10 protein-coding genes are annotated in these 17,165 nt (G+C 69.1%); 3 read left to right on the top strand and 7 right to left on the bottom strand.

The genetic code is table 11. The features are described 5' to 3' along the window. Nucleotide 1: 1 nt before the first annotated feature. From BLS74_RS13060 to argH, 4 genes are all read right to left on the bottom strand, one after another. The gene (locus BLS74_RS13060; protein ID WP_093106700.1) at nucleotides 2-1,375 is read right to left on the bottom strand and encodes a UDP-glucose dehydrogenase family protein; all 1,374 of its coding nucleotides are present in this window, start codon (nucleotides 1,373-1,375) and stop codon (nucleotides 2-4) included. Between the two features lie 4 nt (nucleotides 1,376-1,379). Next, a complete protein-coding gene (locus BLS74_RS13055) occupies nucleotides 1,380-2,351 on the bottom strand; it encodes a UDP-glucuronic acid decarboxylase family protein (RefSeq protein WP_093106697.1) in 972 nt (323 codons plus the stop codon). 26 nt (nucleotides 2,352-2,377) lie between these two features. Then, a complete protein-coding gene (locus BLS74_RS13050; RefSeq protein ID WP_093106694.1) occupies nucleotides 2,378-3,229 on the bottom strand; it encodes a glycosyltransferase family 2 protein in 852 nt (283 codons plus the stop codon). Between the two features lie 146 nt (nucleotides 3,230-3,375). Beyond that, nucleotides 3,376-4,773 (bottom strand): argininosuccinate lyase, encoded by a 1,398-nt coding sequence (argH, locus tag BLS74_RS13045; protein WP_093106691.1) that lies wholly within the window; start codon nucleotides 4,771-4,773, stop codon nucleotides 3,376-3,378. A gap of 57 nt (nucleotides 4,774-4,830) precedes the next feature. Between argH and BLS74_RS13040 the strand changes: the two genes are divergently transcribed. Genes BLS74_RS13040 through BLS74_RS13030 form a run of 3 tightly spaced genes read left to right on the top strand, consistent with a single transcriptional unit; the run spans nucleotide 4,831 to nucleotide 7,836 of the window. Continuing rightward, nucleotides 4,831-5,895, top strand: a complete 1,065-nt coding sequence (locus tag BLS74_RS13040) for a sensor histidine kinase (RefSeq protein WP_244503858.1) — start codon at nucleotides 4,831-4,833, stop codon at nucleotides 5,893-5,895. Between the two features lie 4 nt (nucleotides 5,896-5,899). Further along, nucleotides 5,900-6,649: a LytR/AlgR family response regulator transcription factor gene (locus BLS74_RS13035; RefSeq protein WP_093106685.1), complete on the top strand. Its 750-nt coding sequence runs from the start codon at nucleotides 5,900-5,902 to the stop codon at nucleotides 6,647-6,649. Then, a complete protein-coding gene (locus tag BLS74_RS13030) occupies nucleotides 6,646-7,836 on the top strand; it encodes an AI-2E family transporter (protein WP_093106682.1) in 1,191 nt (396 codons plus the stop codon). The genes BLS74_RS13035 and BLS74_RS13030 overlap by 4 nt, the downstream gene beginning before the upstream one ends. On the opposite strand, the gene BLS74_RS13025 is transcribed toward BLS74_RS13030, so the two are convergent. The 3 genes from BLS74_RS13025 to BLS74_RS13015 are packed head-to-tail and all read right to left on the bottom strand — an operon-like array spanning nucleotide 7,833 to nucleotide 17,158. Next, complete coding sequence (locus tag BLS74_RS13025; protein ID WP_093106679.1) at nucleotides 7,833-8,738, bottom strand: LysR family transcriptional regulator; 906 nt, start codon at nucleotides 8,736-8,738, stop codon at nucleotides 7,833-7,835. The genes BLS74_RS13030 and BLS74_RS13025 overlap by 4 nt on opposite strands. A 33-nt stretch (nucleotides 8,739-8,771) precedes the next feature. Then, nucleotides 8,772-16,943: a glycoside hydrolase family 94 protein gene (locus BLS74_RS13020; protein ID WP_093106676.1), complete on the bottom strand. Its 8,172-nt coding sequence runs from the start codon at nucleotides 16,941-16,943 to the stop codon at nucleotides 8,772-8,774. Continuing rightward, nucleotides 16,940-17,158, bottom strand: a complete 219-nt coding sequence (locus tag BLS74_RS13015; RefSeq protein WP_093106673.1) for a hypothetical protein — start codon at nucleotides 17,156-17,158, stop codon at nucleotides 16,940-16,942. The genes BLS74_RS13020 and BLS74_RS13015 overlap by 4 nt, the downstream gene beginning before the upstream one ends. Between the last annotated feature and the right edge of the window lie 7 nt (nucleotides 17,159-17,165).

The raw sequence follows: 17,165 nt of genomic DNA, 5'->3' as shown, positions 1-17,165 counted from the left end.
GCTAGAGGCTGTTGCGCCCGATGCCCTGGTAGACGACGCCTGCTTCCTTCATCGTGCCGGGCTCGTAGAGATTGCGGCCGTCGAAGATCACCGGCGACTTCATCAGCGCCTTGAGCCGCTCGAGATTCGGACTGCGATAAGCCTTCCACTCGGTGACGATGATCAGCGCATCCGTGCCGGCCAGGGCCTCCATCGGATCCTTGGCCGACGAGAAGCTGATGCGTTCGAGCAGCGCCGGCGCATCGGCGAAGTCGAGCTTCAGCACGCGCCGCGTCTCGTCGACCGCGATCGGGTCGTGCGCCACCACGCGCGCGCCGGCGCGCAGCAGCGCGTCGATCACCACGCGGCTCGGCGCCTCGCGCATGTCGTCGGTGTTGGGCTTGAAGGCCAGGCCCCACAGCGCAAAGGTCCGGTCGCTGAGGTCGGGGCCGAAGCGCTCCAGGACCTTGCGGGTCAGCACGCGCTTCTGCTCGTCGTTGACGGCCTCGACCGACTCGAGCACGCGCAGCGCCTGGCCGTTATCGCGCGCGATGCGCGTCAGCGCCTGGATGTCCTTGGGGAAGCAGCTGCCGCCGTAACCCGTGCCCGCGTACAGAAAGCTGTAGCCGATGCGCGGGTCGGAGCCGATGCCCTGGCGCACCGCCTCGATGTCGGCGCCCACGCGGTCGGCCAGGTTGGCCAGCTCGTTCATGAAGCTGATGCGCGTGGCGAGCATCGCGTTGGCAGCGTACTTGGCGAACTCGGCGGACTTCACGTCCATCACGCGCGTGCGCTCGTGGTTGCGGTTGAAGGGCGCGTAGAGCTTGCGCATCTCGGCCAGCGCTTCGCGGCCGGTCTCGTCGTCGCTGTAGCCGATGACGATGCGGTCGGGCCGCATGAAGTCCTCGACCGCCGCGCCTTCCTTGAGGAACTCGGGGTTGCTCACCACCGAGAAGCGCAGGTCGGAGCGGCCGCGCTTGTCGAGCTCCTCCTGGATCACGGCCGTGACCTTGTCGGCCGTGCCCACCGGCACCGTCGACTTGTCGACCACGACCTTGAAGCCGTTCATGTACTTGCCGATGTTGCGCGCCGCGGCCAGCACGTACTGCAGGTCGGCGCTGCCGTCCTCGTCGGGCGGCGTGCCCACGGCAATGAACTGGATGTCGCCATGCGCCACCGAGGCCTCGATGTCGGTCGAGAAGGCGAGCCGCTTCGCCGCAACGTTCGACTCGACGAGCTCGCCGAGGCCCGGCTCGTAGATCGGAATGCCGCCTTCGTTGAGCGTCGCGATCTTGCGCGGATCGACGTCGAGGCAGAACACGTTGTTGCCGATGTCCGCCAAACAGGCGCCGGTGACGAGACCGACGTAGCCGGTGCCGATGATGGTGATGTTCATGGGGTCAAGCTGCTGTGGATTCCGAGAGGATCTGGTCGAAGTAGGCGATGGTCTTCTTCAAGCCCTCTTCGAGCTGGGTCTTGGGCTCCCAGCCGCCGAGCTCCTTCTGCGCCAGCGAGATGTCGGGGCGGCGCTGCTTCGGGTCGTCGGCCGGCAGCGGCATGCGCACCAGCTTGCTCTTGGAGCCGGTGAGCTCGATCACCTTGTTGGCCAGCTCCAGCATCGAGAACTCGCCGGGGTTGCCGATGTTGATCGGGCCGGGCACCTCGTCGCCGGTGACCATCATCCTGAGCATCGCCTCGACCAGGTCGTCGACGTAGCAGAAGCTGCGCGTCTGCTGGCCGTCGCCGTAGATCGTGATGTCCTCGCCCTTCAACGCCTGCACGATGAAGTTGGACACCACGCGGCCATCGTTCATGTGCATGCGCGGGCCGTAGGTGTTGAAGATGCGCACGACCTTGATGCGCAGCTTGTGCTGGCGGTGGTAGTCGAAGAACAGGGTTTCGGCGCAGCGCTTGCCTTCGTCGTAGCAGCTGCGGATGCCGATCGGGTTCACGCGGCCCCAGTAGGCCTCGACCTGCGGATGGATCTCGGGATCGCCGTAGACCTCGCTGGTGGAGGCTTGCAGGATCTTGGCCCGCACGCGCTTGGCCAGGCCCAGCATGTTGATCGCGCCGTGCACGCTGGTCTTGGTGGTCTGCACCGGATCGTGCTGGTAGTGGATCGGCGAGGCCGGGCAGGCGAGGTTGAAGATCTCGTCCACTTCCACGTAGAGCGGAAAGGTCACGTCATGCCGCATCAGCTCGAAGCGCGGATGGTCGAGCAGATGCTCGATGTTGCGCTTGGTGCCGGTGAAGAAGTTGTCGACGCACAGGACGTCGTGACCCTGCTCGATGAGCCGGTCGCACAAATGGCTGCCCAGGAAACCGGCGCCGCCGGTGACGAGCATCTTCTTGGAAGCGTTGTATTGGCGCATGCTGCGAAATCACTCCGTAAGAAAAATCAGTTGAGCCGCTGGGGTAGCTGGGTACTGCGCTGCTCGTACATCTTCGCGTCGACCAGCATGCGGAACCACAATGCCTGAAAAAAAGCGAAATAGAAGCCCGTGGTGCCGTCCAGAAAGCCAAGCCGGAAGATGTAGCGGTAGACGAAATAGCTCAGCGAGCGCAGGCCGGTCGGCAGCTTGTAGTAGAGCTCCTTGATGAAGCGCGTGCGTTCCCGGGCGTCGCCCATGAGCCGCGGCTGCAGCACGTTGTCGCCGCCCAAGCGGGGGCCGAGCTTTTCCTTGGCCTCGGCATCGCTCCAGCGGTTGTGGCTCGCGATCCAGTCGCTGAGCCTGGCCGAATTCTTGTCGTGCATGAAGCCGCTGATGCGGCCGGGCGTCGCCGAGCTGATGAAGTGCTGGTCGTAGAGCCGCGACTCGCAGCGCCCGGTGCCCGAGCGGAACAGCCGCAGGTGCCAGGGATTGACGCCCGAGAAGCGCAGCATCTTGCCCATGAAGTAGTCGCGCCGGCGCAGCAGGTAGGCGTCGAAGCGCGGAGTGCCCGAGAGCAGGGCCTTGATCTCGTCGACCGCCTGCGCGTCCAGCACCTCGTCGGCGTCAAGGTGCAGTTGCCAGCCGTAGGAGGCCTCGACCTGCGAGATCGCCCAGTTGCGCTGGTCGCTGTAGTTGGAAAAAGGCCTCTGCACCACGGTGCAGCCCAGCTCCTCGAGGATCGCGACGGTGTTGTCCGACGAGTGCGAATCGACCACGTAGACGTGCGGGCTCAGCTTCTTCGCCTGCGACACGGTCTCCCGAATGATCGAGGCGGAATTGAAAGTCAGGATGACGACGACGCAGTTGGGTTTTTCCATGGATTCGGAGACGCTCTCGTGCGATTCGGGGGCCCGCTAGATTGCAGGCGGCTCAGGCGGGATGCAATGCAACTTTAGCACTACATTTTTACAACTGGGCACAAATACCGCACTGCAGCATTCGTGCCTGCTTCCCATGGACGGCTTCAGCCGAGCCGGGCGCGATGCCGGGCGATCTGCTTGCGCACCTGGGCGGGTGCGGTGCCGCCGAGGATGTTGCGCGCATGCAGCGAACCGCGCAGGCTCAGCACGTCGTAGACGTCCTTCTCGATCTGCGGATTGAAGGTCTGCAGCACCGCCAGCGGCAGCTCCGACAGGTCGACCTTGTGCGAGATCGCCGCCTTGACCGCATGGGCCACGGTTTCGTGCGCGTCGCGGAAGGGCAGGCCCTTCTTCACCAGGTAGTCGGCCAGGTCGGTCGCGGTCGCATAGCCGCGCAAGGCCGCGTTCTCCATCGTCTCGGGCTTCACCGTGATGCCGCCCACCATCTCCGCGAAGATGCGCAGCGTGTCCTTGAGCGTGTCGACGGTGTCGAACAGCGGCTCCTTGTCTTCCTGGTTGTCCTTGTTGTAGGCCAGGGGCTGGCCCTTCATGAGCGTGATCAGCCCCATCAGGTGGCCGACCACGCGGCCGGTCTTGCCGCGCGCGAGCTCGGGCACGTCCGGATTCTTCTTCTGCGGCATGATCGAACTGCCGGTGCAGAAGCGGTCGGCGATGTCGATGAAGCCGAAGGCCTGGCTCATCCAGAGCACCAGCTCTTCGCTCAGGCGGCTGATGTGCACCATGGCCAGCGAGGCGGCGGCGGTGAATTCGATCGCGAAGTCGCGGTCGCTCACTGCGTCCAGGCTGTTCTGGCAGACCTCGTCCATGCCGAGCGCGCGGGCCACGGCCTCGCGGTCGAGCGGGTAGCTGGTGCCGGCCAGCGCGGCGGCGCCCAGCGGCAGGCGGTTGACGCGGCGGCGCACGTCGGCCATGCGCTCGGCGTCGCGCGCGAACATTTCCACATAGGCCAGCATGTGGTGGCCGAAGCTCACCGGCTGCGCCACCTGCAGGTGGGTGAAGCCGGGCAGGATCACGTCGGCATTTTTCTCCGCGATGGCGACCAGCGATTTCTGCAACGCGGTCAAGAGCTCCGCAATCAGGTCGATCTCGCCGCGCAGCCAGAGCCGCACGTCGGTGGCGACCTGGTCGTTGCGGCTGCGGCCGGTGTGCAGGCGCTTGCCGGCATCGCCCACCAGCTGCGTGAGCCGCGCCTCGATGTTCAGGTGCACGTCCTCGAGGTCGAGCTTCCAGTCGAAGGTGCCGGATTCGATCTCGGCGCGGATCTGCGCCATCCCGTCCTGGATGGCCGCGTGGTCCTCGGCGCCGATGATGCCCTGCTTGGCCAGCATGCCCGCATGCGCCAGCGAGCCCTCGATGTCGGCCTGCCACAGCCGTTTGTCGAAGAAGACGCTGGCGGTGTAGCGCTTCACCAGGTCGCTCATCGGTTCGGAGAACAGGGCGGACCAGGCTTCGGATTTCTTGTCGAGTTGGTTGGAGGTCATGGGGGTGAATCGGGGTGGGAGGCAATAATGGGTTTGCACCCGAATGTTTCAGCTCTGATGCGCAACCCGACGATTTTATCGGCCACCCCTTCGACGCCGGCTCCTGCCCGCGCTCGCGGGCCTGCGCGTGCGAGGGTTGCGCTGTTCGACGCCTGCCAGATCGGGGTGGTGCTGCGCACCGTGATGTTCGTCGAAGCCGTGGTCGCCGTCGCGACCTTGTTCGTCTCGCCGGCGCCCGCCGAGTGGCTGGTGCTGATGGCCACGGTGACCGGCGGCGCCTTGCCGGCCACGCTCTTGTGGCTGCTCGCGGCCTGCTGGCTCAAGAAGCTGCTCGGCCGCCTGCCGCGCGCGGCACAGTACGTCGCCGGCGCCTTGCTGGGTGCGCTCTCCGCGCTCTACGGCTGTGGCCTGCTGCGGCTGACGGGCGTGCTCGGCAGCGCGCCCTGGCTCGCGAGCGCCCTGGCCGGCGCGATGTTCGCCGCGCTGGTGATGGCCGCGCTGGTGTTGCGCGCGCGCGGCCAGACGCCGGCGGCCATGACGGCGCGGCTCGAAGAACTGCAGTCGCGCATCCGGCCGCATTTTCTTTTCAACACCCTCAACAGCGCCATCGCGCTGGTGCGCGAGGAGCCGGCCAAGGCCGAGACCATGCTGGAAGACCTGAGCGAGCTGTTCCGCCAGGCGCTGGCCGATCCGGGCGAGTCGGTCACGCTGGCCGACGAGATCGCGCTGGCCGAACGCTACCTCGCGATCGAGCAGGTGCGCTTCGGCGAGCGGCTGCGCATCCGCTGGGACATCGACCCGGCGGCCAACACCGCGCGCCTGCCGCCGCTCCTGCTGCAGCCGCTGGTCGAGAACGCGGTCAAGCACGGCGTCGAGCCGAGTCCGGCCGGTGCCAAGATCCGCATCCGCACCGAGCGTCGTGGCGGCATGGCGGTGATCGAAGTGGTCAACAGCCTGCCGCCGCTGCGCTGGGCCGACGAACCCCTGCCGCGCGGGCACGGCATCGCGCTGGCCAACGTGCGCGACCGGCTGCGCCTCCTACACGATATGCAGGCGCAGTTCAGCGCCGGGATGGACCAGAAGAGCTACCGTGTGCGCATTGCCATTCCTGCCGAAGCCTGAAGTCATGAGCGCTCTCCGCACCTTGATCGTCGATGATGAAACCCTCGCCCGGTCGCGGCTGCGCACGCTGCTGGCCGACTGCAAGTCGCCGGCGGCGGAGGTTGTGGCAGAGGCCGCGCACGGCGCCGGCGCGCTGGAACAACTGGCGGACACCCGATTCGATCTCGTGCTGCTCGACATCCACATGCCCGGCATCGACGGCCTCGAGCTCGCACGCAGCCTGAGACAGCGCGCCGGTGCGCCGGCGGTGGTGTTCGTCACGGCCCATGCGGCGCATGCGGTCACCGCCTTCGAGCTGGAAGCGGTCGACTACCTGACCAAGCCGGTGCGCGCTGAACGGCTGCAGCAGGCGCTACAGAAGGCCGAGCGCTACCTGAAGGAGCGGCGCGGCGCGGCCACCGAGGCACCGCAGGAGGTGCTGCTGATCCAGGACCGCGGGCGCACCGAGCGCGTGCCGATGTCCGAGGTGCTCTACCTCAAGTCCGAGTTCAAGTACCTCACGGTGCGCACGCCGACGCGCAGCCACATCTATGACGGCTCGCTGGCCGAATTCGAGGAGCGTTATCCGGCGCGCTTCGTGCGCGTGCACCGCAATGCGCTGGTGGCGCGCGCGGCGATCCGGGCGCTCGAGAAATACGACGACGGTGAAGATGCCGAGGGCTGGGCGCTCCGGCTCGACGGCATTCCGGAGCCGGTGGTGGTGTCGCGGCGCCAGCTGTCGGCGGTGCGCGAGGCGCTCAAGGATCCACGATGAACGACGAAGCCGAACAGAAGAAGGAAGCCGAACAGAAGAAGGAGGCCGAGCCGCCGGCAGAGCCCCCCGCCCCCGAACCGGAGCGCGTGCTGCTGCACATGCCGGTCGACGTGCGCAGCGCCGCGCTGGTGGTGATCGCGGTGCTGGCCGGCGTGTTCACGCTGCACTGGGCCAAGGCCGTGTTCGTTCCGCTGATGCTGAGCCTGCTGCTGACCTACGCGCTGGCGCCGCTGGTCGGCTGGCTCGAACGCTGGAAGATCTCGCGCTGGATCGGCGCGGCCCTGATCCTGCTCGGGCTCGGCGGCGGGGTGGGCTGGACCGGCTATTCGCTCTCCGGCAGCGCCTCCGAGTTGCTCGATACGCTGCCGGTCGCCGCCCAGAAGCTGCGCCTGGCCGTGCGCAGCGGCAGAAGCACCGACCCCAGCGCGCTCGACACGGTGCAGAAGGCCGCGGCGCAGCTCGAACAGGCCGCCGAGGAGAACTCGGCCAAGGTCGCAGCGCGCAAGGGCGTGGCGCGCGTGGTCATCGAGCGGCCGACCTTCAACGTGCGCGACTACCTCTGGAGCGGCACGGTGGGGCTGATCGCCGCCGTCGGGCAGCTCACGCTGGTCGCCTTCCTGACCTTCTTCGCGCTCGGCTCGGGCGACACCTTCCGCCGCAAGCTGGTGAAGATCACCGGGCCCAGCCTGCAGAAGAAAAGAATCACGGTGAACGTGCTCGACGACATCACGCAGCACATCGAGCGCTACCTGCTGGTGCAGATCCTCACCAGCGCCGTGGTCGGCGTCGCCACCGGCCTCGCGTTCTGGGCCCTCGGCGTCGACAACGCCGCGGTGTGGGGCATCGTCGCGGGAGTGACCAATCTCATCCCCTACCTCGGCTCGGTCATCGTGATGGCGGCGGCGGGCCTGGTGGCCTTTCTCCAGTTCAACAGCATCCAGATGGCGCTCGTGGTCGGCGGCGTCTCGCTCCTGATGCACACGCTGGTGGGCAACCTGCTGGTGCCCTGGCTCACCAGCCGCACCAGTCGCATGAACCCGGTGGCTGTGTTCGTCGGCGTGATCTTCTGGGGCTGGCTCTGGGGCATCTGGGGCCTACTGCTCGGTATCCCGATCATGATGGTCGTGAAGGCAATCTGCGACCGGGTGGAAGACCTGCAGCCGATCGGCGAGCTGCTCGGGGATTAGGCGCGGCCGGGCGCGCTTTTTGCGCCGATGCGCGTCTGCAGGAAGTCCAGCAGCGCGCGCAGCGCCGCGCTGTTGTGGCGCCGCTGCAAGTAGGCGGCCGAGAGCCACATGTCGTTGCGCACGAAGTCCTGCAGCACCGGCACCAGTTCGCCGTGGTCGATGTGCGGTTGCACCAGCAGGGCAGGCAAGTAGAGCACGCCGAAACCCAGCAGCGCGACCTGGATCAGCGGCCCGCCCTCGGTCGAATCCATGCGGCTCTTGACCGGCACGTCCAGCGGCCGGCCGTCGACCTCGAAGCGCCACCGCGGATGGGGGCCCAGCTTCGAGTGGGTCAGCGCCTCGTGCTGCGACAGATCGGCCGGCCGGGTCGGCATGCCGTGGTTCTTCCAGTAGCGCGGCGAGGCGCACACCACCAGCTTCACGGGCGTGAGCTTGCGCACGATGAGGTTGTCGTCCGCGATCGGTCCGAAGCGCAGCGCCAGGTCGATCGCCTCCTCGGCCATGTCGACCGTGCGATTGCTCAGGTGCAGGCTGAGGCTCACCTCGGGGTAGTAGCCCATGAACTGGGCCAGCAGCTTGGGCAGGTCGCCCTGTCCCATGCCGTGCGGCGCCGAGATGCGCAAGCGGCCCGTGGGCCGGCTCGCATGCTCCTGCAGCTCGGCCTGGGTGAGCTCCACCATCTCCATCACCGGCTTGCTGCGCTCGAGCAGCAGCGCACCGGCATCGGTCAGGCTCACCGAGCGGGTCGAACGGTTGAGCAGGCGCACGCCGAAGCGGGTTTCGAGTTCGGCCACGTATTTGCTGACCGTCGCCTTGGACATGTCGAGCTTGCTGGCGGCTCGGGAGAAGCTGCCGTGGGCGGCGACTTCGCGAAAGGTCTTGATGAGATCGAGGCTGTCCATGTCAGGCGCCAATTGTGCTGCGCCTTGGTTTTTTCAGCCGACGCGCAGCACGGCCTTGTCGGGCAGCGTGCGCCAGATGGTCCATTCGCCTCGGGCGATGTGGTGCGTGGGCACCGCCGCCGTGGTGGCGTCGCCGTACTGCACGATCAGTTCCCGGCCCTTGAGCCGCAGCGTGATCTCGAAGCCCGGCCAGTGCGCCGGCACGCGCGGCGTGAGCGAGAGCCGGTCGCCGTGCACCGCCAGGCCCAGCAGGGTTTCGACGGCGGCGCGGTGCAGCCATGCGGCCGAGCCGGTGTACCAGCTCCAGCCGCCGCGGCCGACGTAGGGCGCGGCGCCGTAGATGTCGCCGGCCATCACGTAGGGCTCGAGCTCGTAGGCGGGGCCGCGCTCGGGATGGCGCGCGCGGTGCGCCGGGCTCAGGCCCTCGAAGCTGTGCCATGCGGCTTCGGTGTCGCCGGTGAGCGCCTGTGCCATCAGCGCCCACACCGCGGCATGCGAATACTGGCCGCCGTTCTCGCGCACGCCCGGTGGGTAGGCCTGGATGTAGCCCGGGTTGTTGGGCGAATGCGCCAGCGGCGGATGCAGCAGCTGCAGCAGGCCGGCGGGCTCGTCGTGCAGATGGGCCTTCATCGATGCGAGGGCCTGCGTGGCGTGGTTCGTGTCCGAGGCGCCCGAGAGCACCGACCAGGCCTGCGCGATCAGGTCGATGCGGCACTCCTCGTTAAGCGCCGAGCCGAGCGGCGCGCCGTTGTCGAAGAAGGCGCGCCGGAACCAGGCGCCGTCCCAGCCGGCGCCGTGCAGGGCGGCGATCCAGCCTTTGCGCGCGGCCTGCCAACGCTCCCCGCGTGCCTTCTCGCCGCGCGCCTCGGCAAAAGGCGCGTAGCGCTCGACCACGCTGCACAGGAACCAGGCGAGCCAGACCGATTCGCCGCGGCCTTCGTGGCCGACGCGGTTCATGCCGTCGTTCCAGTCGCCGGTGCCCATCAGCGGCAGGCCGTGGACGCCGGTCGCGAGGCTGCGGTCGATCGCGCGCGCGCCGTGTTCGTAGACGGTGGCCGTGTGGCTGCTGGTCTGCGGTGCGTAGTAGGCGTCCTCGGCGCCGTCGGGGATTCCGGGGCCGTCGATGAAAGGCACGACTTCGTCGAGCACCGAGCGGTCGGCCGTGACTTCGACGTAATGCGAGGCGGCATAGGGCAGCCACAGCAGGTCGTCGGAGAAATGCGTGCGCACGCCGGCGCCGCCGGGCATGTGCCACCAGTGCTGCACGTCGCCCTCGGGAAACTGGCGCGCCGCGTTGACCAGGATCTGCTCGCGCAGGCGCGCCGGATCGGTCAGCGCGAAAGCCATCGCGTCCTGCAGTTGGTCGCGGAAGCCGAAGGCGCCGCCGGCCTGGTAGAAGCCGGCCTTCGACCAGAGTCGGCACACCAGCGTCTGGTAGATGAGCCAGCGGTTGACCAGCGCATCGAACAGCGGATCGGGCGTGCGTACCTGCAGCCGGCCGAGCAGCTCGTCCCAGAAGCCGCGTGCCGCGGCCAGCGCCTCGGGCACGTCGCGCTGTTGCCAGCGGCGCGCCATCTGCATCGCAGCCTCGGGGTTGTCGGCCTGGCCCAGCATGAAGGTGAAGCTCGCACTCGCGCCGGCGGCGAGCGGGAAGTCGCCGGCCACCGCGGCACAGGCATCGAGGCCGCTGCCGGCACGCTGGGCCAGCGTGTCGGGCACTTCGACCGCACCGTGCCCGGCGAAGAATTCGCTGCGCTCGCAGGTCCACTGGGTCGCGCCGTTCAAGCCGGCGAGCGCCACGAAGCCGGTGCTGCCGCCGAAGCCGGTGCTCGACTCGCGCTGCTGGCCGAACACCGCGGGCAGGTCCTCGGGCTTCCAGGTGTGGACGGTGCGGCGCTCGCCGCGCGCCGCGCCCTGCTGCCACTCGACCATCGCAAGCGCGCGCAGGCGGCGCGGGCGGGTGCCCTCGTTGCGCACCTTGACGAGCACCAGCTTCATGCGTTCGTCGCGGTCGGCGAAGAAGGTGGTCTCCAGCGCGACGTCGCGGTGCAGGCATTCGAACACCGTGTAGCCCTGGCCGTGGCGCACGCGGTGCCTGGCGGCAGCGCCGCCGCGGCTGGCCGGCGTGAGCGGCAACAGCTCGCGCGAATCGAGGTCCTGCAGCAGGTAGTGCTCGAAGGCCGGGTCCTGCACCGGGTCGTTCGACCAGGGCGTGAGCTGGTGCAGGCGGCTGTTGACAGCCCAGGTGTAGCCGGTGCCCGATTCGGAAATCTGGAAGCCGAAGGAGGGGTTGGCGATCACGTTGATCCAGGGCCGCGCCGTGCGCCGGTTGGGATCGACCTCGAAACGGAACTCGCCGCTTTCGGCATCGAAGCCGCCCCGCGGCGCCGTCACCGCATCGGCGAGCTCGGCCGCAGGCGGCAGCAGCGAGAGCTGGACGCGCGGGCCGAGATCTTCCGCCGCCGGGCCGGCCGAGGTCGCTTCGCGCAGCGCCGCCACCTGCATCTCGAGCGAGCGGCCGTCGGCGGTGAAGACCGCGCGCGCCAGGCTCGACAGCGCCGCTTTTTCCGAGGGCGCCACTTCGTGGTCGCGCAGCAGGTAGAAGCCGGCCGCGTCGTTGCGCGGAAAGCTGTTCTGCGTCTGCTGCGCGACGCGGCTGCGCAGCGCCTCGATCTCCCGCTGCAGCGGCATCAGGTAGGAATTGGGCTCGCCGTTGAGCACCACCAGGTCGCAGGCCACGCCGCCGAAGCCCCACCAGGGCTGGGCGCGCAGCAGCGTGTCGACCAGGCCCTTGCCGGCGATCGAGTGGATGTAGACCAGCACGATCGGCTTGTCGCCCGAGATGCCGAAGCGCCAGATCTGGCGCAGGTCGATGAGGCCGCGGTCGCGCATCGGGCGCGGCGTGGTGTAGGTCAGGATGGTCGTGAGGTCCTGCAGCGCCTGGTTCTTCGCCGGGTCGATGCTGAGGTCGCGCAGGCGCACCTGCGCCAGCGTGGCGGCCATGCGCGTCGCGCGCTCGACGTGCATCGGCTGCAGGTAGCGGTCGATGCTGGGCATCAGGGCTTCCACGTCCTCGTCGGCCGCGGTGGCGAAGGTCACGCGTGCCGTACCGCCCGGCGGGATCTCGAGGCGCACGCGCAGGCAGGCGATGGGATCCAGCCCGCTGACCGGCGTGCCGTCGGGCGCTGCCGATTGCGGATCGAGGGTCGGCGTCGCGAGCGTGCGGTTGCGCCCGATGAAGGCGCGCCGGTCGGTCATGCAGTCGACCGACAGCACCTGCGCATCGACCGAGGCCACGAAGTGCGCAGCGGCCACCACCGGGTCGCCGTGCAGGCGCGGCTTGCGCGTCAGCAGCAGCGCGCGCCAGCCGGGCTCCCAGCGGCTCTCGACGAAGAGGTTGGCGAAGGACGGGTGCGCCTCGTCGGCCTTGGGGTCGGAGAGCACCGGTTCGAAGTACGAGACGAGCTCCAGCGTGCGCGTCTCGCTGCCGGTGTTGTGCAGCGCGACCGTGCGCAGCTCCGTGTCGTCTTCGGGGCTGATCAGCACCGTGGTGCGCGCCTGCAGGCCGGGCCCGCTGGCATCGAACTGCACCTGGTCGGCCAGGAAGCGCGCGCGGTAGCGCCACTCTTCGCCGGGCGCGGGCAGGGCGGTCAGCGAGGTGAGCGTCGGGCTGCCGATGTCCCGCACATAGAAGAAGGTGCCGTAGCCGTCGCGCAGCGGATCGTCGCGCCAGCGGCTCACGTTGAACGAACGCCAGCGGCTCACGCCCGCGCCGTTGGCGCGCAGCGCCACGGTGTAGTGGCCGTTCGACAGCAGGTGGGTGGGCTGGAAGCCGGGCTCGTGAGGATCGACCACGCGCGGCTGGAAGATCGGCGGCGCCTCGCCGGTGCCCGGCTCGGGCGGCATGCGCGGATCGGCGCTGCCGATGATCTGCCGCGGCGTGCGCTCGTGCAGCAGCGACTCGTGCGCCCGCACAAGCGGCGCGCTGCCGAACCAGCGGCGCGGCGCGCCGTCGCACACGACGTTGCACAGTGCCACCAGCGCCATGCCGTGGTGGTGGGCCATGACGTTGTGCACCACGGTGAAAGGCTGGCCCGCGGGCTGGCGTGAGGCGGTGAAGTCGATCGCGTCGAAGAAGCCGAACTCGCCGCGCCCACCGAGCGATTCGAGCAGCCGCAGGTTGACCACCGCATCGGCCGGCGCGAGCACGGCGGCCATCATGGTGGCGTAGGGCGCGACCACGCGGTCGGTGGGCGGCGTGCGGCGCAGCGCCAGCCGCGGCACGCCGAAGGGCGAGTACTGGAAGGCGAGCGAATGGTCCTGCGCGAAGTAGGCCGACTCCGAGACGCCCCATGGCAGGTTCTGCATGTTGCCGAAGGCCTGCTGCTCGCCGACCGCCGCGAGGTTGGCCACCTGCAGCAGGCCGCCCACCGGCTCTGTCATCACCAGCGTGGGCATCAGGTACTCGAACATCGAGCCCGACCAGGACTTGAGCCCGGGCCGTACGCCGACCGAGAGAAAAGGCCGCCCGAGCGCCATCCAGTGGCGCCGCGGCACGTCGCCCTTGGCGATGGCGAGGAAGCTCAGCAGCCGCGCTTCGGAGGCGAGCAGGTCGTAGTAGCTCGCATCGAGCTCGTTCTCCTCGACCCTGAGGCCAATGTGGAACAGGTGGCGCTTGGCGTCGTAGAGCCCGCGGAAATCCATGCCCGCGCACAAGGCCTCGCAGCGCAGGGCGAGGGCTTCGAGTTGCGCGCCGGCGCCGCTGCCGTCGGCCGCGAAGCTGCGGCAGGCCTGGGCCACGGCCAGCAGGTGGCCTGCAAGGTTGCCGCTGTCGACGCTGGACACGTAGGACGGCAGCAGCAGCTCGAGCGAGCGCGTGTCGTACCAGTTGTAGAGATGGCCCTGGTGCTTGTCCATGCGGTCGATGGTGTCGAAGGTCGCCTGCAGCCGGGCGACGAGCGCCGTGGTGTCGAGCCAGCCGAACTCGCGTGCGCAGCAGCTGGCCAGCAGGTACATGCCGATGTTGGTCGGCGAGGTGCGGTGCGCGATGGTGGGCTCGGGTTCGAACTGCAGGTTGTCAGGCGGCAGGTGATTGTCCTCGGGCCCGACCACCTGCTCGAAGAAGCGCCAGGTGTCGCGCGCCAGCGTTTCGAGGTAGTTGCGGTGCTCGGCGGCCAGCGTGCCTTCGTTGCCCACCGGTACGCGGCTGCCCCACCAGGCCGCGACCGGGGCCAGCGCCCACAGCCCGAACACCAGCATGCCCAGCCACGGATGCGGGCTCCAGAACGCGGCCGCGGCGAGTGCGATGCAGACCAGGCTCGCGATCGCCCCGTTGCGCAGAAAGGGCGCCAACTGGTAGCTGGCCTGCGCCTGGGCCTGGGCCGCAGTGGTCCATTCGAGCAGGTGCCGGCGGCTCACCGCCAGGCGCCATGCGGCGCGCACCATGGCATCGAGCAAGAGGCGGCTCTGCGCGGCCAGCTGGACGAACTGCCAGGCCGCGCCGGCCATGGCGCGCAGCAGCTCGGTGGAACCGACGTCGAAGAAGTGGCGCAGCTCGATCGAGCGCCGCGTCGGCACCAGGCCCGCCAGTGCGCCGAGCATGGGGCCGAGCATCAGCGCCGCCGCGACGGCCGCGAGCGCCCAGGGCAGCGGGACCGCATCGGTGAAGACGACCCACGCGAGCAGCGCGGTCGATGCCGGCACCACCAGCGCACGGCGCAGGTTGTCGCTCATCTTCCAGAGGCCCAGCGCATCGATGCCGAAGCGCGGCGCGCGCAGCATCAGAGGCAGCAGTTGCCAGTCGCCGCGCGTCCAGCGGTGCACGCGCGAGGCCGCCACACCGGTGTGATGCGGATGGTCTTCGATCAGCACCAGGTCGCTCACCACGCCGCAGCGCGCCACCGCGCCTTCGAGCAGGTCGTGGCTCAGTACCGCGCCGTCCGGCAGGCGCCGGTCCAGCGTCGCATGGACGGCGCGCACGTTGAGCAGACCCTTGCCGGTGAAGGAGCCGCTGCCGAACACGTCCTGGTAGAGGTCAGAGGCGCTGCTGCTGTACGGGTCGAGCCCGCACTGGCCGGCGAACATCCAGTGGAAGAAGGAACGTTCGTTGCGCTCCGGGAAGGGCGTGACGATGCGCGGCTGGAAGATGCCGAAGCCCCTCACCACGCGGCGGCTGGCCAGGTCTAGCTGCGGCGCATTGAGCGGATGGGCTGCCACCGCGACCAGCTCGCGCAGCGCGCCGGGCGGCAGGCCGGTGTCGCTGTCGAGCGTCAGCACGTAGGGGATGCGCTCGGCCAGCTGCAGGCCGGGCGCCAGCGGCAGGAAGCCGCTGTCCTCGCCCGTGGCCAGGAGGCGCAGCAGCATCTCGAGCTTGCCGCGCTTGCGCTCCCAGCCCATCCAGCGCCGCTCGGTCTCGCACCAGCTGCGCGCGCGGTGCAGCAGCAGGAAGCGCGGCACCGTCCCTGGCGGCGCGGGATAGCGGTCGTTGAGCGCGGCGATGCGCCGCAGCGCGTCGTCGAGCAGGGTGGCATCACCGGGCAGCGAGGGTTCGACGGCATCGGCCCAGTCCGTCAGCAGCGCGAACTGCGCCTGCGCTTCGCGGTTGGCGAGCCAATGCAATTCGAGCCGGTGCGCGAGCTGGACATTGGCCGCTTCCGAACTCAGCAGCGCCGGAATGGCAACCAGCACCCGGTGCACCTCGGGAATGCCGTGCGCGAAATCGAGCCGCGGCAACGGCTGGACGCGGGTCGATTCGGCCATGATGCGGTGCACCAGCGCGATGACCGCTTCGGACAGGGGCCAGGCGAGCAGCACGAGCGCGACCAGCGCCTGCCAGGGCGCATCGGGCCAGCCGCTGCGGTTCAGGCCCTGGACCGCCGCCGCCAGCAGCAGCGCGGTGCCGGCCAGCACGGCCAGCACGTAGAGCGTCGGGCGCCAGGCGCGCAGCGCGCTCAGGCGCGGCGCGATGCGCGCTGCGCCGGTGCCGTCCGCCGGCGCCAGCGCAAAGCTCAGGGCCGGAAGCCCTTGCCCGAACAGGTAATAGCCGGCGGTGCATTCGGCTTGCGACCAGCGGGTCTCGGCATCCCCATCCTCGGGCGGATCACAGGCCGCGTCGAAGGCCAGGCGCACCACGGCCTGCGCGACCTCGCGCTCAGGCCGGCGGCTGGTGCGTGCCACCTGCTCCATCGCATGGGTGATCTGCTGGCGCGTGAGCTCGCTTTCGCGCGTGAAGCTGGGCAGCTCGCGCAGCACGCGCAGCGAACGGCTCACCGGCTCGATCAGGTCGGCCCACTCGACCTGGCCGATCATGCGCAGCGTGGTGATGATGTTGCCGACCGTGAGGTTGGCGGCGGCCTGCATCGTCTGCGCCTCGCTGACCAATGCCGGGCCGTTCGGGCAATGCTGCTCGGTCCACTTCAGGAGCGCGGGCGCATCCTCGCCATGCTCGACCGGCAACTGCAGCCACAGCTGGGTGAGAAAGCGTTCCTGCATGCCGCGGCTTTGCAGCGCGCGGTAGAGCACGTCCAGGTCCTGCGCGGAGAGCCTGTCGGCGGCGTCCCAGGCCGCATGCGCGACCTCGCGCGCCACCTTGCTTTCGGCAATGCCCTCGGCCACACGCCGCAGGTTCTCGAGCAGGACCACGCGCAGCGTGGTCGGCAGCGCCCACAGTTCGCCGAGCGTGAGCTCGTCGATGTCCTGGTAGGCATTGAGGAAGGCGGTGAACAGCTCCTGGTTCAACACGCTGTCGGTATGCGCCACGTAGGCCCAGGCGATGCCGTAGACGCGCGGCAAGCCCGCGAGCGGCGGCGCCGCGAGCTTGGGCAGGCGCGCGTAGTAGCTGCGCGGCACGCCCTCGCGAATCTGCTGCAGCTGCGCCTCGACCAGGTGGAAGTTGTCGAGCAGCCATTCGGCCGCCGGCGTGACGTAGCGTCCGCTCTGCGAGATCAGGGCGATGTAGTCGAAGGCGCTGCGCAGCGATTCGAGGTTGCGATCGACGCGCGGGAAAAAAGGCGTGGCGTCACCGCGGGAGTCCTCGCTGCGCACGACCTGCGCCCGGGCCAGGCTGTGGCCGTGCTGCTCGAAGCGCTGCGCGCCGAACAACTCGGCGCGGATCGGCGGCTCGACCGCTTCGTAGGGCCCGAGAAGAAGATTGCGCGCGTACTGGCTGAGGGAGTCGAGCCGGTCGACGACCACCGCAGCGCTCAAGCGACCGCGTACAGCCCGATGAGGAGAACCACGGCCAGGCAGGCCATCGTCACGATGCGGCCGGCGGCGGCCGAGCGCATGCGCTGCAATCTGCTCTTCACCGTGAACCATCGCCCCTGTGCGCGCGCGCAATGTCGCATGTGCGATGCCAGCGCGTCGAAGTCGCCGCTCACAAAGTCGACCTTGGCATGGGTGAGGGAGTGCGGGGAAGACATGGCGAAG

Source organism: Variovorax sp. CF079 (assembly GCF_900101545.1).
In the GTDB taxonomy this organism is placed as follows: domain Bacteria; phylum Pseudomonadota; class Gammaproteobacteria; order Burkholderiales; family Burkholderiaceae_C; genus Variovorax.
The sequence above is the reverse complement of the archived record's forward strand: the minus strand, read 5'-3'. Positions and strand labels throughout refer to the sequence as shown.

Excerpts from the sequence above, each read along its gene's own strand:
- BLS74_RS13060 (WP_093106700.1), bottom strand. The coding sequence starts at position 1,375 with ATGAACATCACCATCATCGGCACCGGCTACGTCGGTCTCGTCACCGGC.
- BLS74_RS13055 (WP_093106697.1), bottom strand. The coding sequence starts at position 2,351 with ATGCGCCAATACAACGCTTCCAAGAAGATGCTCGTCACCGGCGGCGCC.
- BLS74_RS13050 (WP_093106694.1), bottom strand. The coding sequence starts at position 3,229 with ATGGAAAAACCCAACTGCGTCGTCGTCATCCTGACTTTCAATTCCGCC.
- argH (WP_093106691.1), bottom strand. The coding sequence starts at position 4,773 with ATGACCTCCAACCAACTCGACAAGAAATCCGAAGCCTGGTCCGCCCTG.
- BLS74_RS13040 (WP_244503858.1), top strand. The coding sequence starts at position 4,831 with ATGCGCAACCCGACGATTTTATCGGCCACCCCTTCGACGCCGGCTCCT.
- BLS74_RS13035 (WP_093106685.1), top strand. The coding sequence starts at position 5,900 with ATGAGCGCTCTCCGCACCTTGATCGTCGATGATGAAACCCTCGCCCGG.
- BLS74_RS13030 (WP_093106682.1), top strand. The coding sequence starts at position 6,646 with ATGAACGACGAAGCCGAACAGAAGAAGGAAGCCGAACAGAAGAAGGAG.
- BLS74_RS13025 (WP_093106679.1), bottom strand. The coding sequence starts at position 8,738 with ATGGACAGCCTCGATCTCATCAAGACCTTTCGCGAAGTCGCCGCCCAC.
- BLS74_RS13015 (WP_093106673.1), bottom strand. The coding sequence starts at position 17,158 with ATGTCTTCCCCGCACTCCCTCACCCATGCCAAGGTCGACTTTGTGAGC.